Origin of the sequence: Caballeronia zhejiangensis (assembly GCF_000698575.1) — a bacterium.
Lineage (GTDB): Bacteria > Pseudomonadota > Gammaproteobacteria > Burkholderiales > Burkholderiaceae > Caballeronia > Caballeronia zhejiangensis.
In genome coordinates, this window is sequence record NZ_JFHD01000001.1 from 79,593 (window position 1) to 95,700 (window position 16,108).

Genomic DNA, 16,108 nt, shown 5'->3' on the forward strand with positions numbered 1-16,108 from the left:
CAGGCTCGAGTGGGGGGCCGCTTTCGGTTGCACAGTTCGATGTATTCGCCGATGGGGCGCTTCGGACCACGCACTCGCGCGTTCCAGATCGGCGTGAACTAACGCGCCGCGTGCATCAGTTCGCCCCCGGTAACGGGACGCCAACCTTCTGCGCGGCAGCCAGCGCACCAGGTGGCAAGGGCGGCGGCGGCGGCCCGGTTGCCTTCTCGGCGAGCGTCTTCGTCACGAGGATGCGCGAGGGCAGTGTGAAGTGACGCAGCGCCAGCACGTCAAGCGGACCGGCGAATTCGACATGACGGTCTGGATAGAAGTGAACTTCCAAGATGCGGGTTCCGACTTTGTCAGGAATAGGCATTGATGGCATTGAGACCTTTGTTTCGGCGTGGAACATTCTCTCGTCTCCCTTGTGCCACTGATCGACATCGTAGTAGTCCCACTTCACCGTGAATTCCGTCCCTTTAAGCTTGTAGCAGCATGCTATGCCACCACCACCGGGCGGTTCATCGCCGCCGCCGCTCGCCTTATTCCCGTAGGCGTCGGTAATCGTGAAGCCATCCATGTTGTAGGGAAGATAGTTCCGCCCCATCGTGGAAATCCCGCTATACACTGGCTCTGACTTTCCACAGGCAACAAGCGTCGAAAGGGAAAAGATAACGATCGCGGCTCGCGACAGGGATTCGACTAACTTAAAGTCACTACGCATTCTGTTTAGCCTCTGTACGCGGCGGCGGCAACAGACCATCCTCGATGACCGGCACGGCGACTGCTTCAAACTTATCTCGTTTCAAATCGTCAAGCAGATCCTTAGGCAGATTCTGCATGGCTTTGGCAAATTGCCCGGGCTGGTCCTTGCTTTCTTGCAGGATGCGCTGAACCTCTGACTGTGCATCGAACCTGTTGTTGACCAGCAATGCAAAATATGCGAACTGCTCGAGATCTTTCTGATCGGTGAGCCTGTATTTCAACCAAGCGGCAGCGACAACACGTGCAATGCGCCGGTGCGACTCCGCCCAGTTGTCAGCGAACTTCGCATCCAGATCTTTCTCGTAGTGTTGTGACATCCAACGCGATACCTCGACCACCGGAACGCGGGATGGATCGAGCAATCCGCCTGGAAACTGCAACTCGACATGGCGATCGGGAAAGAAGTGGACTTCGAATATGCGCATGCCGACCTTGTCGGGCGTTGCGGTCGCAGGCATCGATACTTTCGCTTCGGCGTGTTTTATGTGTGAATTCTCCGGAGACCACTGATCGACATCGTAGTAGTCCCACTTCACCGTGAACTCAGTCCCTTTGAGCTTGTAGCAGCATGCTATGCCACCACCACCACCGGGCGGATCATCGCCGCCACCGCTTGCCTTATTCCCGTAAGCGTCGGTGATCGTGAAGCCATTCATGTTGTAGGGAAGATAATTCCGCCCCATGGTGGAAACTCCGCTGTATAGCGGCTCGGCCTTGCCGCAGGCAGCAAGTGTCAGAACTAAAAGCGTTGCCTCCAGCATCCGAAACACGGAACGGCTGCGTTTCTTTTTGTTAAGCATGACCTTTCCTCTGAATGGCATTCCATATGTCATCACCCACTCCCTCCAGTGCTTCGACTGACGACATCTCGCCTTTCGCGACAGCACGCAAACGCTCATTAACAAAGGGATGCTCGTCGAACGATGGCGAAACGAGTACGCCACAGGTCACGTAATCCAATGTCCCGGGTCCATCGTTTATGCGGTATTTTTCTGCCCGCTCGATTTGGCCACAAATCAACGTATAGAGGTCAATCACCGTCGGATGATCTAGCCGCACCCCGCATGTGGTTCGCAATTGGAGCGCGAGCTTGTCCGCATAGAAAAGGTTAAGTAGTTGACGATGTTGCTCGTTTGTGATGCAAAACTTATCAGTCTCGAATTCCCATGAGGGTTGAGGGTTTTCCCAGTGCACATCAACCAGCAAGCGATTGCGGTAGTCGATAGCGACACACGGCGCGATGAATTGCTGACATTCCACCTCAGTCCACACCTTTCTCAGGTGTTCGAGAATCCGGTTATCGTAAAAATGCAGGTAATACTCTTTTCGATCCGGAAGCGAGTAGGTGACATATCGCCGGTAGTGCGATGCCATTGCATCGAGGGCATTGTATGACCAAAGCCACGTCACCATAGGAATGGTTGCCTCGCGCCAAATTCGCCGAGCTAGACGATATTGCAAACTTCGCTCATCTTGAAGTTGCCATCGATCAAGGGCGATCAAATAGGGCGCGATATCCGTGTAGGACTCGATTTCCGTACCGTGCCACAGCGATACGTAGCTTAGACCGGGAACTCGTTCAAGCAGATTAACTAACCCCGCATTTCCGCGCCCATCGACCATCATGTACAAAAAAACCGGCTGCGCTTCGCCAGCATACCTATCGAACATCGCGCAGAGTCTCTCGACACAGCTTTGCCAATCGGCATCACGATTCGACACAGGCAACGCTGACGAGTCACCATGAGCCTCAGCAGGCCGTGGGAAGGCAGTCGCACCGATCTTAGGGGAGTTGGTCACGCCACCTCCGTCATCGCTTCAACACCGCGATGCGCGTCCAGCAGGCATTCTTTGCACGGCCCGATCGGCATGTTCGGCATCGGCAGTGACACACTGCCCGGTCCGGTCCAGTTGAAGCTGCCGCACTTCAGCAGAACACTGCCCGGAGCGCCCAACTCGATGTTGCCGCCTTCGATCTTGATATAAGCGCCGCCGCTCGTGAGCGTCATCGCCCCCTTTGAATGCGCCACGATCGAGCCGTCAATGCTATTGAATTGCATATCCTTCGACGACGACAATTCCATGCCACCGGTTCGCGCATGGACCACGATGTCCTGTTTGGCCGCCGTCAGCCGCATACCCTGAGTCTGCGCAAAAAGCGAAACAGCTTCGGCGGCGCCGGTCCATGCCGACGAGCAAGAGCGGTGTGAATCGCGTGATTGTTCTCGCGAGTTCCGCTTCCAGTTCTGCTCGTTCGTCACTCATGGCGCATTCCGGCGCTGTGATTCACGCGTATTCCAGTGCGTCCCCAGACAAAAATGCCGGGACCCCTTAAACGGGAATCCCGGCACACTCAGCACCTACTGGACGAAGCGAAGAATCAGCTCTTCGCTTTCGGCATCTGCGAAACCAGCGACAAGCCGATATCCATGCCTTCCACCTGGAAATGCGGCACGATAAAGAGCTTGATGCGGAAGAAGCCCGGGTTATCTTCGATATCCTCGACCGTCACCTTCGCCTCACGCAGCGGATGCGATGCCTGCAACTCATCGCCCGGATCCTTCATCTCGGTGACGAGACCCTTGATCCAGTTGTTGAGTTCAAGTTCGAGAAGACGCCGGTCCTTGGTCGTGCCGATGTTCTCGCGCTGAATCAGCTTCAGATAATGCGCGATGCGTGAAAGCAGAAAGATATACGGCAGACGCGCATTGATGCGGCTGTTCGCGGTCGCTTCCTTGGTCTCGTATAGCGCAGGCTTCTGCGTCGAATTCGCCGAGAAGAAGCACGCGAAATCGTGGTTCTTGTAGAACGACAACGGAATGAAACCGAGGTTCGCGAATTCGAATTCACGCGTCTCGGGAATCAGCACTTCGGTCGGGATCTTCGGCTGCACGCCCGTGCCGAGGTCATACAGATGCACCGGAAGATCCTCGACCTTGCCGCCTGCCTGCGGGCCGCGAATCTGCACGCACCAGCCGTTGTTCACGAAGCTGCGCGTCATGTTCGCCGCAAACGCGAACGATGCGTTCACCCACAAATAACGATCGTGGTCCGGACCCTTCACCTGCTCTTCGTAGTTGAAGGCGCGCACGGGCGTCGTATCCTTGCCGTACGGCAGACGGCCGAGCACGCGCGGCATCACGAGCCCGACGTAGCGCGCGTCGTCCGTGTCGCGGAAGCTCTTCCACTTGATGTATTCCGCGCGGTCGAAGTAGTTGCCGATATCCTGAATCGCAGCGACTTCCTCCATCGACTTCTTGCCGAAGAAGGCCGCGCCCACCGAGCCGATGAACGGCATGTGCGCGGCCGCCGCCACCTTCGAAATATTGCGCAGCAACGCCACATCCTGCGGCGAGTTGGCGAACTCGAAATCGCTGACCATCGCGCTGATCGGCTGGCCGCCCGGCGTGTCGTACTCTTCGATGTACGTCAGGCGATACAGGCCGCTCTGGATCAATTCCGGCGCGTCCTCGAAGTCCCGCACGAGCGCATCCTTCGATACGTCCAGCACTTCGATGCGCGCGTTCTTGCGAAAATCCGTGCGCGACACGAGCATCTTCAGACCGCGCCAGCGGCCTTCGAGCGCTTGAAATTCGGGGTTGTGCATGACCGAATCGAGTTGCCGGCTGATCTGGCGATCCAACTGACCGATGAAGAAATCGAGCAGCGACTTGTCGAGACGATCCACCGGCTTGCTCGTCTGCGCGACGAGATCGAGAAACGCGCCCATGCCGCGCGCGAGGCGCTCGTCGGCGGATGCTTCGGAAAGCATGTCGTTGTCCCGGAATGCCTCCAGCGGACGCGCCTGCGCCACCGGACTCAGATTGATCTTGTTGCAAAGCGATGCATAGACGCTGTCGCCATACGACTCTTGCGGAGCATCGAGCACGACGGTTTCGCCTGCGGCGCTCGCGCGGACTTCTTTCTTAGTCATTGATTGTCCTGTCTGGGATTCTTGTCGATTGAAGCGTATGGAAGGGTGCCGAGGTTCAGGCGTGGCCTTCCGGCTGCGTCGCCGCGGTGGCGATTTGCGAGAGTTCCCCGCGCAGCTTGTCCGACAGTTCCTTGTTCTTCAGGATCTTTTCGAACTCGCGGCGGAAAGTGCCGTTGTCCAGCAGATTCGACTTCAGATCGCGCAGCAGATTGCGCACGGCGAGCAGTGCCTGCAGTTCCGGAATCTGACGCGCCACCTGCTCCGGCTCGAAATCCTTCATCGAACGGAAAGAAAGGTTGATCGGCAGTTCGGAGCCGTCGTTGGAGAGCGTGTTCTCGGCGGCGAACTTCAGGTCGGGCGCGTAGTCGGCGAGAACGGCGTCGATATTGTTCTTGTCGATGTTGACTTTCTTGCGTTCGGAAAGCGGCGCCTGCTCGCGTCCCGCGCTGAAATCGCCCGCGACCAGCAGCTTGAGCGGCAATTCGACCTTCTTTTGCGCGCCGCCCGTGTGTAGATCGAGCGTGATCGAAACACGGCTTTTGGGAATCTCTCTCTGGAAGCTATCCATCAATAATCCTTAATAAATTGATCAAACCCATCTCGAAACCGAGAAACCACCTTGATTCTTCTTGCGCATATCGAGCGCCGATCAGACTCACGCGCCCAATGTGCCCTTCGGATTTTCGCGGGCATATTAGAACAGGTTTCGCCGCATTCCAAAAGAATCCAACGCTTGCCTAAATAATCGGCACGACACCCGTCCTCATCCGCCATTGCCGTTGATAAACAACGGCTTCGCAGTTTCCCGGATTGACTGCGCATGCTCGCGAAGCGCGCGCGACAGGGATCGAATGAACACTAATTGACAATCGTCACCCTCGCCATCTTCTTCTTGAAAATAGTCCAAGATCCATTTCCGTACATGCAAGTGGTTGTTATCGATCGACTTTCTCCTTGCCACTCTATAAATCCACTATTCATCCAGCAGGTATACGAATCACTTGGCCGACGATAGAATCCGCCCTTACATAAACCAATCAGTATCGCGAAATACATTCATGCGGATCGATAAACCGCTTTGGCACGAAGGCCTGATTCTCACGCAGCAGCATTTTCAACAACAGGAGCGATGGGCGGAATACCGGCTACGCAGTTTGCGGTTCAGGGCTACGGCGACACACGCCCCATCGTCGCGAACGACACGCCACAAGGGCGCGCGAAGAACCGTCGCGTGGAAATCACTCTCGTACCGGACACCGCGAACGTCGCGAACTGACATCGTTAATCGAATTCCCGGAGTTCTCTCTTCGGGATCTTGTCGCTCAGGAGTTGTTTTTCTGAGCATTGCTTGGCAGTACCAAAGAGGAGTAGTAAATGGCAATTCCCGCATACATGTGGCTGAAGGATGACGGCGGCGCCGACATCAAGGGTTCCGTCACCGTGCAAGGCCGCGAAGGCAGCGTCGAGATCGTCGAGTTCGGTCATGGCGTGCATATCCCGACCGATGGCAACACCGGCAAGCTCACCGGCACGCGCGTGCACGCGCCGATCACGCTGACCAAGGAAACCGATTCGTCCACGCCGTATCTGTACAAGGCGGTGACGAGCGGCCAGACGCTGAAGTCGGTCGAGATCAAGTGGTACAAGATCGACGACGCGGGCAAGGAGAAGGAATACTTCAACACCAAGCTCGACAACGTCAAGGTCGTCGCGGTCCGTCCGAAGATGCTCGACATCAAGAACCCGGCTTTCGAGAAGCACAACCATCTCGAAGAAGTCGAACTGCGCTACGAGCAGATCACCTGGTCGTTCAAGGACGGCAACATCATCCACAAGGACACGTGGAACGAGCGCGCGTAAGCGCGTGACCCAGCGGCTCATGACAACGTGAGCCGTCGAAGCCAGCCTGCTTGCGGGCTGGCTTTTCTTCTGCAATTCATCCCCACCGTACGCCCTCTTTCATTCACCTCGGCACCGACTTCATATGACAATGCGCGACTCCACTCATCTGCTTCGCCGGCTCAACCAGCACTGCGCCCGCACGCTCGAAGCGGCCGCGAGCCTGTGCCAGACGCGCCTTTCCGACGAAATCACCGTCGAGCATTGGCTGCTGAAGCTCATCGAGGCGGACGAAGGCGACATTCCCGCGATCCTGCGTCACTATGAAATCGATGTCGATGCGATCTGGAACGCACTGCTCGCCGCAATCGACCGCCTGCCGCGCAATCTGCGGGGCATGCCGTCGCTTTCCATCCAGCTCGCGAGCGTGCTTCAGGACGCGTGGCATCTCGCATCGCGCGAGGATATCGACGGTACGATCCGCTCGGCGCATCTGCTGCGCGCGCTCATCGGCGCACCGCATGTCATGCGGACGCAGGACGCGTGGCCGCTTTTTTCGCTTTCCGATGCGCAGATCGAACGGCTCGTGCCGCGTCTCGGACGCGCGTCGTGCGAGAACGCGCCCGCGCAGGAAGACGAAGGCGACGCAAGCGCACCAGTTGCAGATGCTCAAGCGCCCGTCAAGCAGGCGGCCCCGCGCTCGACCGAAGGCCAGGCGCTCGAGCGCTTCGCCATCGACCTGACGGAGAAGGCGCGTCGCGGCGAAATCGATCCGGTGTTCGGCCGCGATCGTGAGATCCAGCAGATGATCGACGTGCTCGTGCGGCGGCGCAAGAACAACCCGATCCTCGTGGGCGAGCCGGGCGTCGGCAAGACGGCGCTAGTCGAAGGGCTCGCGCTGCGCATCGCCGAAGGCTGTGTGCCGTCTCTCTTGCGCGACGTGCGCATTCTCACGCTCGACCTCGGGCTGCTGCAAGCCGGTGCGGGCGTGAAAGGCGAATTCGAGCAGCGCCTGAAAAACGTGATCGATGAAGTCAAGGCATCGGCGACGCCGATCGTGCTGTTCATCGACGAAGCCCACACGCTGATCGGCGCGGGCAACTCGGCCGGCGGCTCGGACGCTGCGAACTTGCTGAAGCCTGCACTCGCGCGCGGCGAGTTGCGCACCATCGCCGCGACGACGTGGTCCGAATACAAGGAATACTTCGAGCGGGATGCGGCGCTCGAGCGGCGCTTCCAGATGGTCAAGGTGGAAGAGCCGGACGACGATGCCGCCTGTCTCATGTTGCGTGGCCTCGCGACGCGCTACGCACGGCATCACAACGTGCATATCCGCGACGAAGCGCTCGTTGCGGCAGTCAGACTGTCGCGCCGCTACATCCCCGCGCGCCAGTTGCCGGACAAGGCCGTCGATCTCATCGATACCGCCGCGGCGCGCGTGCGTATGGGTCTCGACGCGCCGCCCGCCGAACTGCAGCGCGCGCGCGCGGTCGTGGCCGCGCTGGAACTCGAAGGCGCAAGCATCGATGCCGACGAACGGGCGGGCATCGACGATACAGCCGCGCATCGCGACGCGCTCCGCGCCTCACTGGCGCAAGCGAATCAGGAACTCGCGGACGTTCAGGCGCGCTACGACCGCGAACTGTCGCTGGTGCGCGCGCTGCTGGAACAACGCGGCGACGGCAAGACGAAGCCGGATGCAGACGCGTTCGCCGCAGCGAAGCACGCCCTCACGGATGCGCAAGGCAAGTCGCCGCTGATCTTCGCCGATGTCGATGCACAGGCCATCGCGCGCGTGGTCGCCGAATGGACGGGCGTGCCGGTCGGCAATCTCGTCGAAGACGAGCTGCTCAATCTGCTCACGCTCGAAGATCAACTGGCGAAGCGCGTGGTCGCGCAAGACGACGCGCTCGGCATGCTCGCGCAAAGCCTGCGCACCGCGAAGGCGGGGCTCAAGAGCGAACATGCGCCGCTCGGCGTGTTCCTGCTGACCGGACCCTCGGGCGTCGGCAAGACGGAGACGGCGCTTGCGCTCGCCGATGTGCTGTTCGGCGGCGAGGCCGCGCTCACCACGATCAACATGTCGGAGTATCAGGAAGCGCACACGGTGTCGCAGTTGAAGGGCTCGCCGCCGGGTTACGTCGGCTATGGCCGCGGCGGCGTTCTGACCGAAGCGGTGCGTCAGCGCCCATATAGCGTCGTGCTGTTGGATGAAGTCGAGAAGGCGCATCGCGACGTGCTCGACATGTTCTATCAGGTGTTCGATCGTGGCTCGATGCGTGACGGCGAAGGTCGGGAAATCGACTTCCGCAACTGCGTGATTCTGATGACGTCCAACCTCGGCTCCGAACAGATTCACGATGCGACCACGGACACGCCCGGCATCGCGCACGCCGCGTTGCTCGACGCCATCCATGATCCGCTCGTGAAGCACTTCCAGCCGGCGCTGCTCGCGCGTTTCCAGACGCTCGTGTTCCGCCCGCTCGACGTAAGCGCGCTCGGCGATATCGTGCGCCTCAAGATCGCGAAGATCGCCGATCGCCTGAAGCGTCAGCACGATGTGACGCTCGCCTGCGAGGAATCGCTGATCGCATCGCTGGCTCAAATGTGCCTGTCGCGCGATTCGGGCGCCCGCAATATCGACGCTTTCCTCGACCAGCGCATTCTGCCGACTGTCTCGCGCGAACTCCTGACGCGCATGGCGAGCGGCGCCGCACCCGCGGAGATTCGTCTCGCCTATTCAGAGGAAGGCAATCTGACGATCGAGTTCATCGATCGCGACTCGTCCGTGCCCGCAACCGCCTGAAGCGAGAAAAGATGCCAGGCCCGTCCCTATATGAAATGCTGCTCGGTCAGATCGACGGCGAACCGCTCAGCGATTTCGATGACCGCACGCTCGAAGTCCTGAGCGTGCAGCAGAACGTGCGACGCATCCTGAACACGCGCGCCGGTGCCCTCAAGCATTTGCCGGACTACGGGCTGCCCGATCTGACCAACATCTACAAGGCGCTGCCGGCTTCTTCACAGGCGCTGAAGGAGCAGATGGAAGTCGCGCTGCTGAAGTACGAGCCGCGCATCCGCGCGATCGACGTCGCGATGGTCGATACGTCCGAGCCGGGCCTGCAAGTGAGCTTCGAAATGACCTGTCATCTGAAGCGCGCGGGCCTCGTGCGCTTCGGAACGTACTTCGTGCCGCCCGGCGTTTTCCGGCTGGAGCGGCGCGTGCGCGAGGGCAGGATTTGACTCAGCTTGCGCGCGGGCTGATTCGCGCGCTACACCGAAGCCCCCCGCTCGCCGACCAACTCGCGAAGATCGTGCGCGATCCGGCCAATGACCGGCTCCCAGTCATGCAGCTTCTTCTGTCGATACAGACGCACGGTGGGATACCATTCGGTTCGCTCGCCCTGCAGTCCCCAGCGCCACTCGGGCGCGGACGGCAAGATTCCCCATGTCGGCTTGCCGAGCGCGCCAGCGAGATGCAACGGCGAAGAGTCCACCGATATCACGAGATCGAGATGATCGATGAAGCCGGCGGTATCTGCAAAGTCCGTCCACTGAGACGACACGTCGTGCGCGCGAATGCCCGACTGCCTCGTCAAACTGGCGTTCGCCTGGTTCTTCTGCAGCACGAACCATTCGATACCCTCGATCTCCGACAGCGGCTTCAATGCGCGCGCAGGCACGAAGCGGTCAATGCCGCTGAAGTTGTGCGGCCCGCTATACCAGCACAGTCCCACCTTCAGCTTGCCCGCATACGGCTGCATGAAGCTGTCCCAGCGAGCGCGGGCATCAGTTGGCGCCTCGATGTATCCGCGTCGACTGTCGGAGATGGCCGCTGCTGTCTCGTGCACGTATGCGGGCAGCAAGTAGTCGAAGACCCAGTAATCGTAATTCGCCAGTTCGTCCGGCCGCCAGCCAGATGCAACGGTTTGCGCGCCGTCGAGATCGCGAAACAGCCGGTGCAGTTCCGGCCGGCAAACGAAGTGAACCGACGCGCCCGCCGCTGTCAGCCGGCTCGCGTAACGCGCGAGCATCAGATTGTCGCCGACGCCCGCATGGTAGGCGACCAAGATACGCTTGCCTTGCAGCGATTGACCCCGCCACCATTTTGAAAGATACGGGGCAATATCCGGATCAAGCGCAAGAACATACTCATCGCTCGACACCCCTTCGAGCTTGCGCCATCCCTCGCGCTCGCGTCCGAGCAGAATGAGCACGTCCCCGAGCGGACCGAAGGCATCCACTCGGTGCGGTGCAATCTCTTCGGCTCGGCTAAATGCATTCAGCGCTTCGAGATAACGGCTCTGCATGTACAGCGCTTTCCCCAACATCAGCCAGATGTCGACGTCGTCGGGAGTCTGCGCGAGCAGCGCGCCCGCACGTTCGATGACCCCGGCATAATCGGAGAGGAATCGTCCGCGAAGATGCAGCGCGCTCTTCTCGTCGGCCCGGATAAGCGCCTGCTTCGCATGGAACCGCATCAGTTCCGGTCGACCAGCGAACAGGTAAATCTGCGCGAGGGCGGAATGTGCGTCGCAGTTGTCGGGATCGAATTCGAGCGCCTCGACAAAGCACTCGATCGCGCTTTCCCGATCCCCGCATTCGTTCAGATAGATGATGCCGCGCTGTACGCGGACGATCGCGTTGTCGGGGTTCCGCGCGATCCATCGCGTACACATTTCCAGCGCGAGAAGCGGCTCACCTAATCGGATGAGGCCATTGGTGGCCTCGATCGCGTAATGAGCCTCGTGAGGTTCGATATCGAACGTCCCGTGCCACAAGGCGATTGCCTGGTCGCGTTTGCCACGCTCGATTGCAGCCTGAGCAGCGCTGGCGAGCGCCGTCGCTCGCTCCCTGATGTCATGCTCCACCATCGCTCTTCCGTCGTTCAATAAGGATGCCAGAGCGTAACAGAGCCGAGCGTCTCAACCGTAACAATGCGACGCGCGAACGCCGCTACTCATGCCACTGCCCCGCCCCTCCCGCGAACGCCGGCACGCCCATCTCCTCGCGACTGCGCGCCGCACGCGCTTCGTCGGCTTCCACGGTCTTGCTCGTATCGATGAAAAGCGCCGCGACCGCACCGACCGCGAGCAATCCCGCTGAAATCGTGAACGGCACGTTATAGCTTCCTGTCTGCTGGATCAGATAACCGAACGCGACCGGCGACACCATTCCCGCGATGCCGAAGCCCGTGTTCATCATGCCGCCCGCCGTGCCCGCATACTTGCCCGCGATATCGAGCGGCAACGTCCACAGCACCGGATTCGTGATCTCGAGGAAGAAGAACGATGCCGTCAGGAACCACACCGCCATGATCGGGCTCGGCGCATTGACCATCGGCAGAAGGAAGGCGAGCGACCCGCCCATGCCCACCACGAGAATGCTGCAGCGCGCGAGCCGCAGTTTTCCCGTGATCCGGTAGATGCGGTCCGACAGCACGCCGCCGAGCGTATCGCCGATCACACCGGCAAGCAGCGGCAAAGCGGTGAACAGCGCGAGATGCTTCAGATCGAAGCCGCGCGATTCCTTCAGATACGAAGGCAGCCACGTCAGATACACCCACAGCAGCCAGCCATAGCAAAAGTCGACGAAGGTCACGAGCCACATGCGATGAATCAGCATGCGCCACGGCGTCGGCTGCTTTCTCGCGCGCGCGCATTCTCCCGCGCGATAGCCGATCTCAGCGGTTTCCTCGGGCGTCACGCGGCGGTTTTCATCGGGTGAATTGGTGAAGACGAAGAGATACAGCACCGTCCACGCAAGGCTCGCGATGCCCAGCAGAATGAATGCCTCGCGCCAGCCGCTCGCTGCGACCACGGCAAGCACGAGCGGCGGCGTCACCGCGCCGCCGAGCCGCGCGAAACTATGCGTGATGCCTTGTGCAAAGCCGCGTTCGCGCACCGGCATCCAGAACGTGAAGGCGCGCGTGGCGGTCGGAAACGCGCCGCCCTCGCCGATGCCCAACGCAAGGCGCAACAGCACGAGCATGCCGATGCTGCCCGCGAAGCCCGTCGCGAGCGTCGCCGCGCCCCATATCAACGAGAGCACGGTCAATACGAGCTTCGGGCCGAATCGATCGGCAAGCCATCCGCCGACGATCTGCATCACCGCATACGGATACGCGAACGCGGAGAATACGAGCCCGAGCTGCACGGACGTGAGGCCCATCTCCTGCCGGATCAACGGTCCTGCCACGGCGATGTTCACCCGATCGATGTACGAGATGAAGTACATCAGACACATCACGCCGAGAATGATATGGCGCGTCTTCACGCGCTGACGTTGCTTGTTCACAGTGTCTCCTTCCTTTGGTCCATCTGATGTGCAATATCGAGCCGTGTCAGCTAGACGAGCTTCAGGCGCTGCACCTTGCCCGAAGGTCCGCGCGGCAATGCATCGGTGAAGCGGAATTCACGCGGCGTCTTGTAACGGCCGAGTTCGCGCAGACAGTGCGCGCGCAAGTCGGCCACATCGAGCGATGCCGCGCCGCCGTTCGGCACGATGTACGCGACGATGTCCTGGCCATACGCCGCATCGGGCACGCCGACGGCCGCTGCTTCGAGCACGCCGGGATGACGCAGCAGCGCTTCGTCGATCTCGCGCGGCGCGATGTTCTCGCCGCCCTTGATGATCAGTTCCTTCGCGCGTCCATTGATGTAGAAGAAGCCCGCCTCGTCGCGGTAGCCGAGATCGCCGCTGCGCAGCCATCCGTCTTCCGTGAACGCGTTGCGCGTTTCTTCCGGACGCTTGTAGTAGCCGCTCATCAATTGCTCGCCGCGCAGCACGAGCTCGCCGGTTTCGTTGGGCGCGCACTCACGTCCATCGATGTCGACGATCTTCGCTTCGCCGCCGGAAGGCAAGCCGATACTGCCGATTCGCCTTAACGTTTCGTCATACGGATTACTGAATATCGGCGCGGCGGTCTCCGTCATGCCCATCGTTTCGATGACGCCGATGCGAAAGCGCTTCTCGAACGCCCGATGATGATCGGCCGGTAACGCTGCCGACGCGCTGCGGCAAAATTTCAGCGCCGACAGATCGCAGCCCTCAGCGCCCTCGCCGTTCAGCAGATAAGCGACGATGGTCGGCACCACGTTGATCCATGTGCATCCGAACTGCGATGCCTCGTTCCAGAACGTGCGCGCCGAGAAACGCGGCGTCATCACCGCCGATCCGCCGTGCCACAGTGGCGACAGCAGCGCGACGACGAGACCGTTGATGTGATAGAGCGGCAACGATACGAGCACGCGATCATCATCGGATAGCCGATGTTCCTCGCTGATGTTGCGCATGTTGGCAAGCAGGCTGCGATGACTCAGCAGCACGCCTTTAGGCGCGCCCGTCGTGCCCGACGTGTACATGAGCAGCGCCGTATCGCCGGGATTCATCGCGCCCGCATCGCTCGCGACGATATGCGCGCCGGGCGTTTCGTCGCGCACGAGTCCGATCGTGCGTGACGGAAGCGTCGGGATATCGGGTAAAGCGTTCGCATCGGGCGACGTACGCACCACAGCGACGTCACGGTCCATGCCTTCGCGACGCAACACGTCGATCGCTTCGACGATGGTGTCGTGCGTGTCATCGGCGACGAAGATCGCGCGCGTCTCCGAATGCTCGACGATATAGCGCACCTGCGAAGGCTGACACAAGAGATTCAGCGGATTCGCCACCAGGCCGCTATACATCGCCGCCAGCAGCAGCCGCGCGGTCTGAATGCCGTTGCCCATGAAGACGGACACGACATCGCCCGCACGCAGGCCCGCAGCATGAAAACGCTCTTCCAGCGCGAGACATGCTTCGCGCAACGCGCCGAAGGTCAGCATGTCGTCCCCGACCGCGGAGAGCAGGAAGGGTTTGTCCGGCGCGCGTCCGGCGCGAGCGTCGATCAATGCGCGCAACGTGGATGCAACGACCGGCGCACGATCGGAAGGAACGATTCGATCCGCTAACGCGTTCATCGCCCGATCCTCCTGAAGTAATCGCCGAGCAACGCGTCGACTTCCGGCACGCGCTCCGCAATCCGATACGCGATGCGCGTCACGTTCAGGTATTGCCGATAGCCGAGATTCGCCGAGAAGTTGTTGCCGCCCCAGGTGCCGCATCCCATCGACAGCGAGAACGGCAGGCCGTTGTCGAAGTTGCCGCCGGTCGCGAGGCAGTGCGCCTGATCGACGATCACGCGCGCCACCGGCAATTCTGTGCCGAGCCGGACGGCGAGGGCATCGTCCGCGCCGTGCACGCCGACCGAATGTCCCGCGCCCATGTATTCGTAGATGCCGCGCACGATGCCGATTGCGGCGTCGATGTCGCGCGCGCGATAGACCGTCAGCACGGGCGAGAGCTTTTCGCCGGAGAACGGATACTCGGCGCCGTAGCCGCTCTCCTCGACCATCAAGAACTTCGGCTCGCGCGCCGCGATATCGTCGAGGCCCGCTTCGCGCGCAATGGCCGTCGCCGAGCGCGCGGTGCAGCGCGCCGAGAGCTTGCCGTCGTGCCACATCGCCGCCTGCAACCGCGCCTTCTGCGCAGCGTCGAGCAGCACGCCGCCCTGCTTCGTCAACGCATCGAGCATGCGTGCATGGATCGCGTCTTCGATCACGACGCTGTTCTCCGATGAACAACTCGTCGCGTTGTCGAACGTCTTGGACACCGCGATCTTGCGCGCCGCATCATCGGGAATCGCGCTCGCCGCGACGATCGATGCGACGTTGCCCGCGCCCACGCCGAACGCGGGCGTGCCGCTCGTATAGGCCATGCGGACGTTCGCCTGCGAGCCCGTCGCGACGACGAGATCCGCGAGCTTCATCAACGCGGCGGTCGCGGCCTTGCCGATCGGATGCGGCAACATCTGCACGAGATCGCGATCGAGACCGGCCTTCGCGAACTCCGCATGAATGAACTCGATGAGCAACGCGCACGACGAATAGCCCTTCGGTGAGGGCGCGACGATGACCGCGTTGCCGCACTTGAGCGCGTTGATGATCTTGTTGGCGGGCGTCGCGGCCGGATTCGTCGATGGCGTGATCGCCGCCACGACGCCGACCGCGCGCGCAATTTCGACGATGCCGTGTTCCTCGTCGCGCACGATCACGCCCGTCGTCGCGACGCCGTGAAGATCGCGCAGCAGGCCGAGCGTCTTGCGATGGTTCTTGCGGAATTTGTCGTCGGCGTTGCCGAGGCCCGTATCGCGCACGGCCAGGTCCGCGAGTTGCCGGTTGCGCTGCGGCTCCATGATGGCCCACGCAGCGGCCGATGCAGCTAAGTCGAGCGTCTCCTGGCCCGCTTGTTCGAAGCGTCGTTGCGCGGCGCGCGCTCGCGTCACGAGCGCGGCAACGATGCGCTCCACATCGGGTTCTGGTTGATTCGGCGCATCGTCGTGAGGACGTGCGAGCGTCGCGCCGCTTGCCATGTGATTCATGCGATAAACCTCGGCTGTTGGAAGATTGAAGGTGCTCTCCAATCTAGTCAGCCGCGTCCGTCGCGCGGTCCCGTTTTCTGGACTAACGCGTGCAGCGATAGCGCGAGCATCGGAAATTCAGCTTTTCGGGACTTTTTAGAGTCCCGAAAACCGGTGTTTTCGACGCACAA

At 60.9% G+C, this 16,108-nt stretch carries 13 protein-coding genes and 2 pseudogenes; 4 read left to right on the top strand and 11 right to left on the bottom strand.

The genetic code is table 11. The features are described from left to right. Positions 1 to 274 precede the first annotated feature (274 nt). The 7 genes and pseudogenes from BG60_RS00385 to BG60_RS38635 form a co-directional block, all read right to left on the bottom strand. Positions 275 to 703, bottom strand: a pseudogene (locus BG60_RS00385) (DUF3304 domain-containing protein); the annotation flags it as partial. After that, positions 696 to 1,544 (bottom strand): DUF3304 domain-containing protein, encoded by an 849-nt coding sequence (locus tag BG60_RS00390; protein WP_008346018.1) that lies wholly within the window; start codon positions 1,542 to 1,544, stop codon positions 696 to 698. The gene BG60_RS00390 and the pseudogene BG60_RS00385, both read right to left, overlap by 8 nt. Then, the gene (locus BG60_RS00395) at positions 1,537 to 2,544 is read right to left on the bottom strand and encodes a DUF4123 domain-containing protein (protein ID WP_144403781.1); all 1,008 of its coding nucleotides are present in this window, start codon (positions 2,542 to 2,544) and stop codon (positions 1,537 to 1,539) included. The genes BG60_RS00390 and BG60_RS00395 overlap by 8 nt, the downstream gene beginning before the upstream one ends. Further along, a complete protein-coding gene (locus BG60_RS00400; protein ID WP_081851801.1) occupies positions 2,541 to 3,005 on the bottom strand; it encodes a DUF2345 domain-containing protein in 465 nt (154 codons plus the stop codon). The genes BG60_RS00395 and BG60_RS00400 overlap by 4 nt, the downstream gene beginning before the upstream one ends. Positions 3,006 to 3,124: 119 nt before the next feature. Beyond that, complete coding sequence (gene tssC / locus BG60_RS00405) at positions 3,125 to 4,678, bottom strand: type VI secretion system contractile sheath large subunit (RefSeq protein WP_034470077.1); 1,554 nt, start codon at positions 4,676 to 4,678, stop codon at positions 3,125 to 3,127. Positions 4,679 to 4,733: 55 nt separating this feature from the next. Continuing rightward, positions 4,734 to 5,246 (bottom strand): type VI secretion system contractile sheath small subunit, encoded by a 513-nt coding sequence (gene tssB, locus BG60_RS00410; RefSeq protein WP_034470080.1) that lies wholly within the window; start codon positions 5,244 to 5,246, stop codon positions 4,734 to 4,736. A 195-nt stretch (positions 5,247 to 5,441) separates the two neighbouring features. Continuing rightward, entirely contained in the window at positions 5,442 to 5,585 is a 144-nt protein-coding gene (locus BG60_RS38635) for a hypothetical protein (RefSeq protein ID WP_160172869.1), read from the bottom strand. Between the two features lie 228 nt (positions 5,586 to 5,813). On the opposite strand from BG60_RS38635, the pseudogene BG60_RS40130 reads away from it, so the two are divergent. From BG60_RS40130 to tssE, 4 genes and pseudogenes are all read left to right on the top strand, one after another. Continuing rightward, positions 5,814 to 5,954: pseudogene (locus BG60_RS40130) on the top strand (OmpA/MotB family protein); the annotation flags it as partial. A gap of 98 nt (positions 5,955 to 6,052) precedes the next feature. Next, positions 6,053 to 6,538 carry an Hcp family type VI secretion system effector gene (locus tag BG60_RS00415; RefSeq protein WP_008346030.1) on the top strand — a complete coding sequence of 162 codons (486 nt, stop codon included), beginning with the start codon at positions 6,053 to 6,055 and terminating at the stop codon, positions 6,536 to 6,538. A 124-nt stretch (positions 6,539 to 6,662) separates the two neighbouring features. Beyond that, a complete protein-coding gene (gene tssH / locus BG60_RS00420; RefSeq protein ID WP_034470083.1) occupies positions 6,663 to 9,323 on the top strand; it encodes a type VI secretion system ATPase TssH in 2,661 nt (886 codons plus the stop codon). 11 nt (positions 9,324 to 9,334) lie between these two features. After that, a complete protein-coding gene (gene tssE, locus BG60_RS00425; RefSeq protein ID WP_033536886.1) occupies positions 9,335 to 9,760 on the top strand; it encodes a type VI secretion system baseplate subunit TssE in 426 nt (141 codons plus the stop codon). A gap of 29 nt (positions 9,761 to 9,789) precedes the next feature. Here tssE and BG60_RS00430 read toward each other — a convergent pair whose 3' ends face one another. The 4 genes from BG60_RS00430 to sauS all read right to left on the bottom strand — a co-directional run bounded on the left by BG60_RS00430 (position 9,790) and on the right by sauS (position 15,938). Beyond that, positions 9,790 to 11,388 (bottom strand): tetratricopeptide repeat protein, encoded by a 1,599-nt coding sequence (locus BG60_RS00430; protein WP_206540322.1) that lies wholly within the window; start codon positions 11,386 to 11,388, stop codon positions 9,790 to 9,792. 85 nt (positions 11,389 to 11,473) lie between these two features. Further along, entirely contained in the window at positions 11,474 to 12,814 is a 1,341-nt protein-coding gene (locus BG60_RS00435) for an MFS transporter (RefSeq protein ID WP_008346035.1), read from the bottom strand. Between the two features lie 50 nt (positions 12,815 to 12,864). Continuing rightward, entirely contained in the window at positions 12,865 to 14,478 is a 1,614-nt protein-coding gene (locus BG60_RS00440; RefSeq protein ID WP_008346037.1) for an AMP-binding protein, read from the bottom strand. Further along, positions 14,475 to 15,938 (bottom strand): acylating sulfoacetaldehyde dehydrogenase, encoded by a 1,464-nt coding sequence (sauS, locus tag BG60_RS00445; protein ID WP_008346038.1) that lies wholly within the window; start codon positions 15,936 to 15,938, stop codon positions 14,475 to 14,477. Before sauS ends, BG60_RS00440 begins: the two co-directional genes overlap by 4 nt. Between the last annotated feature and the right edge of the window lie 170 nt (positions 15,939 to 16,108).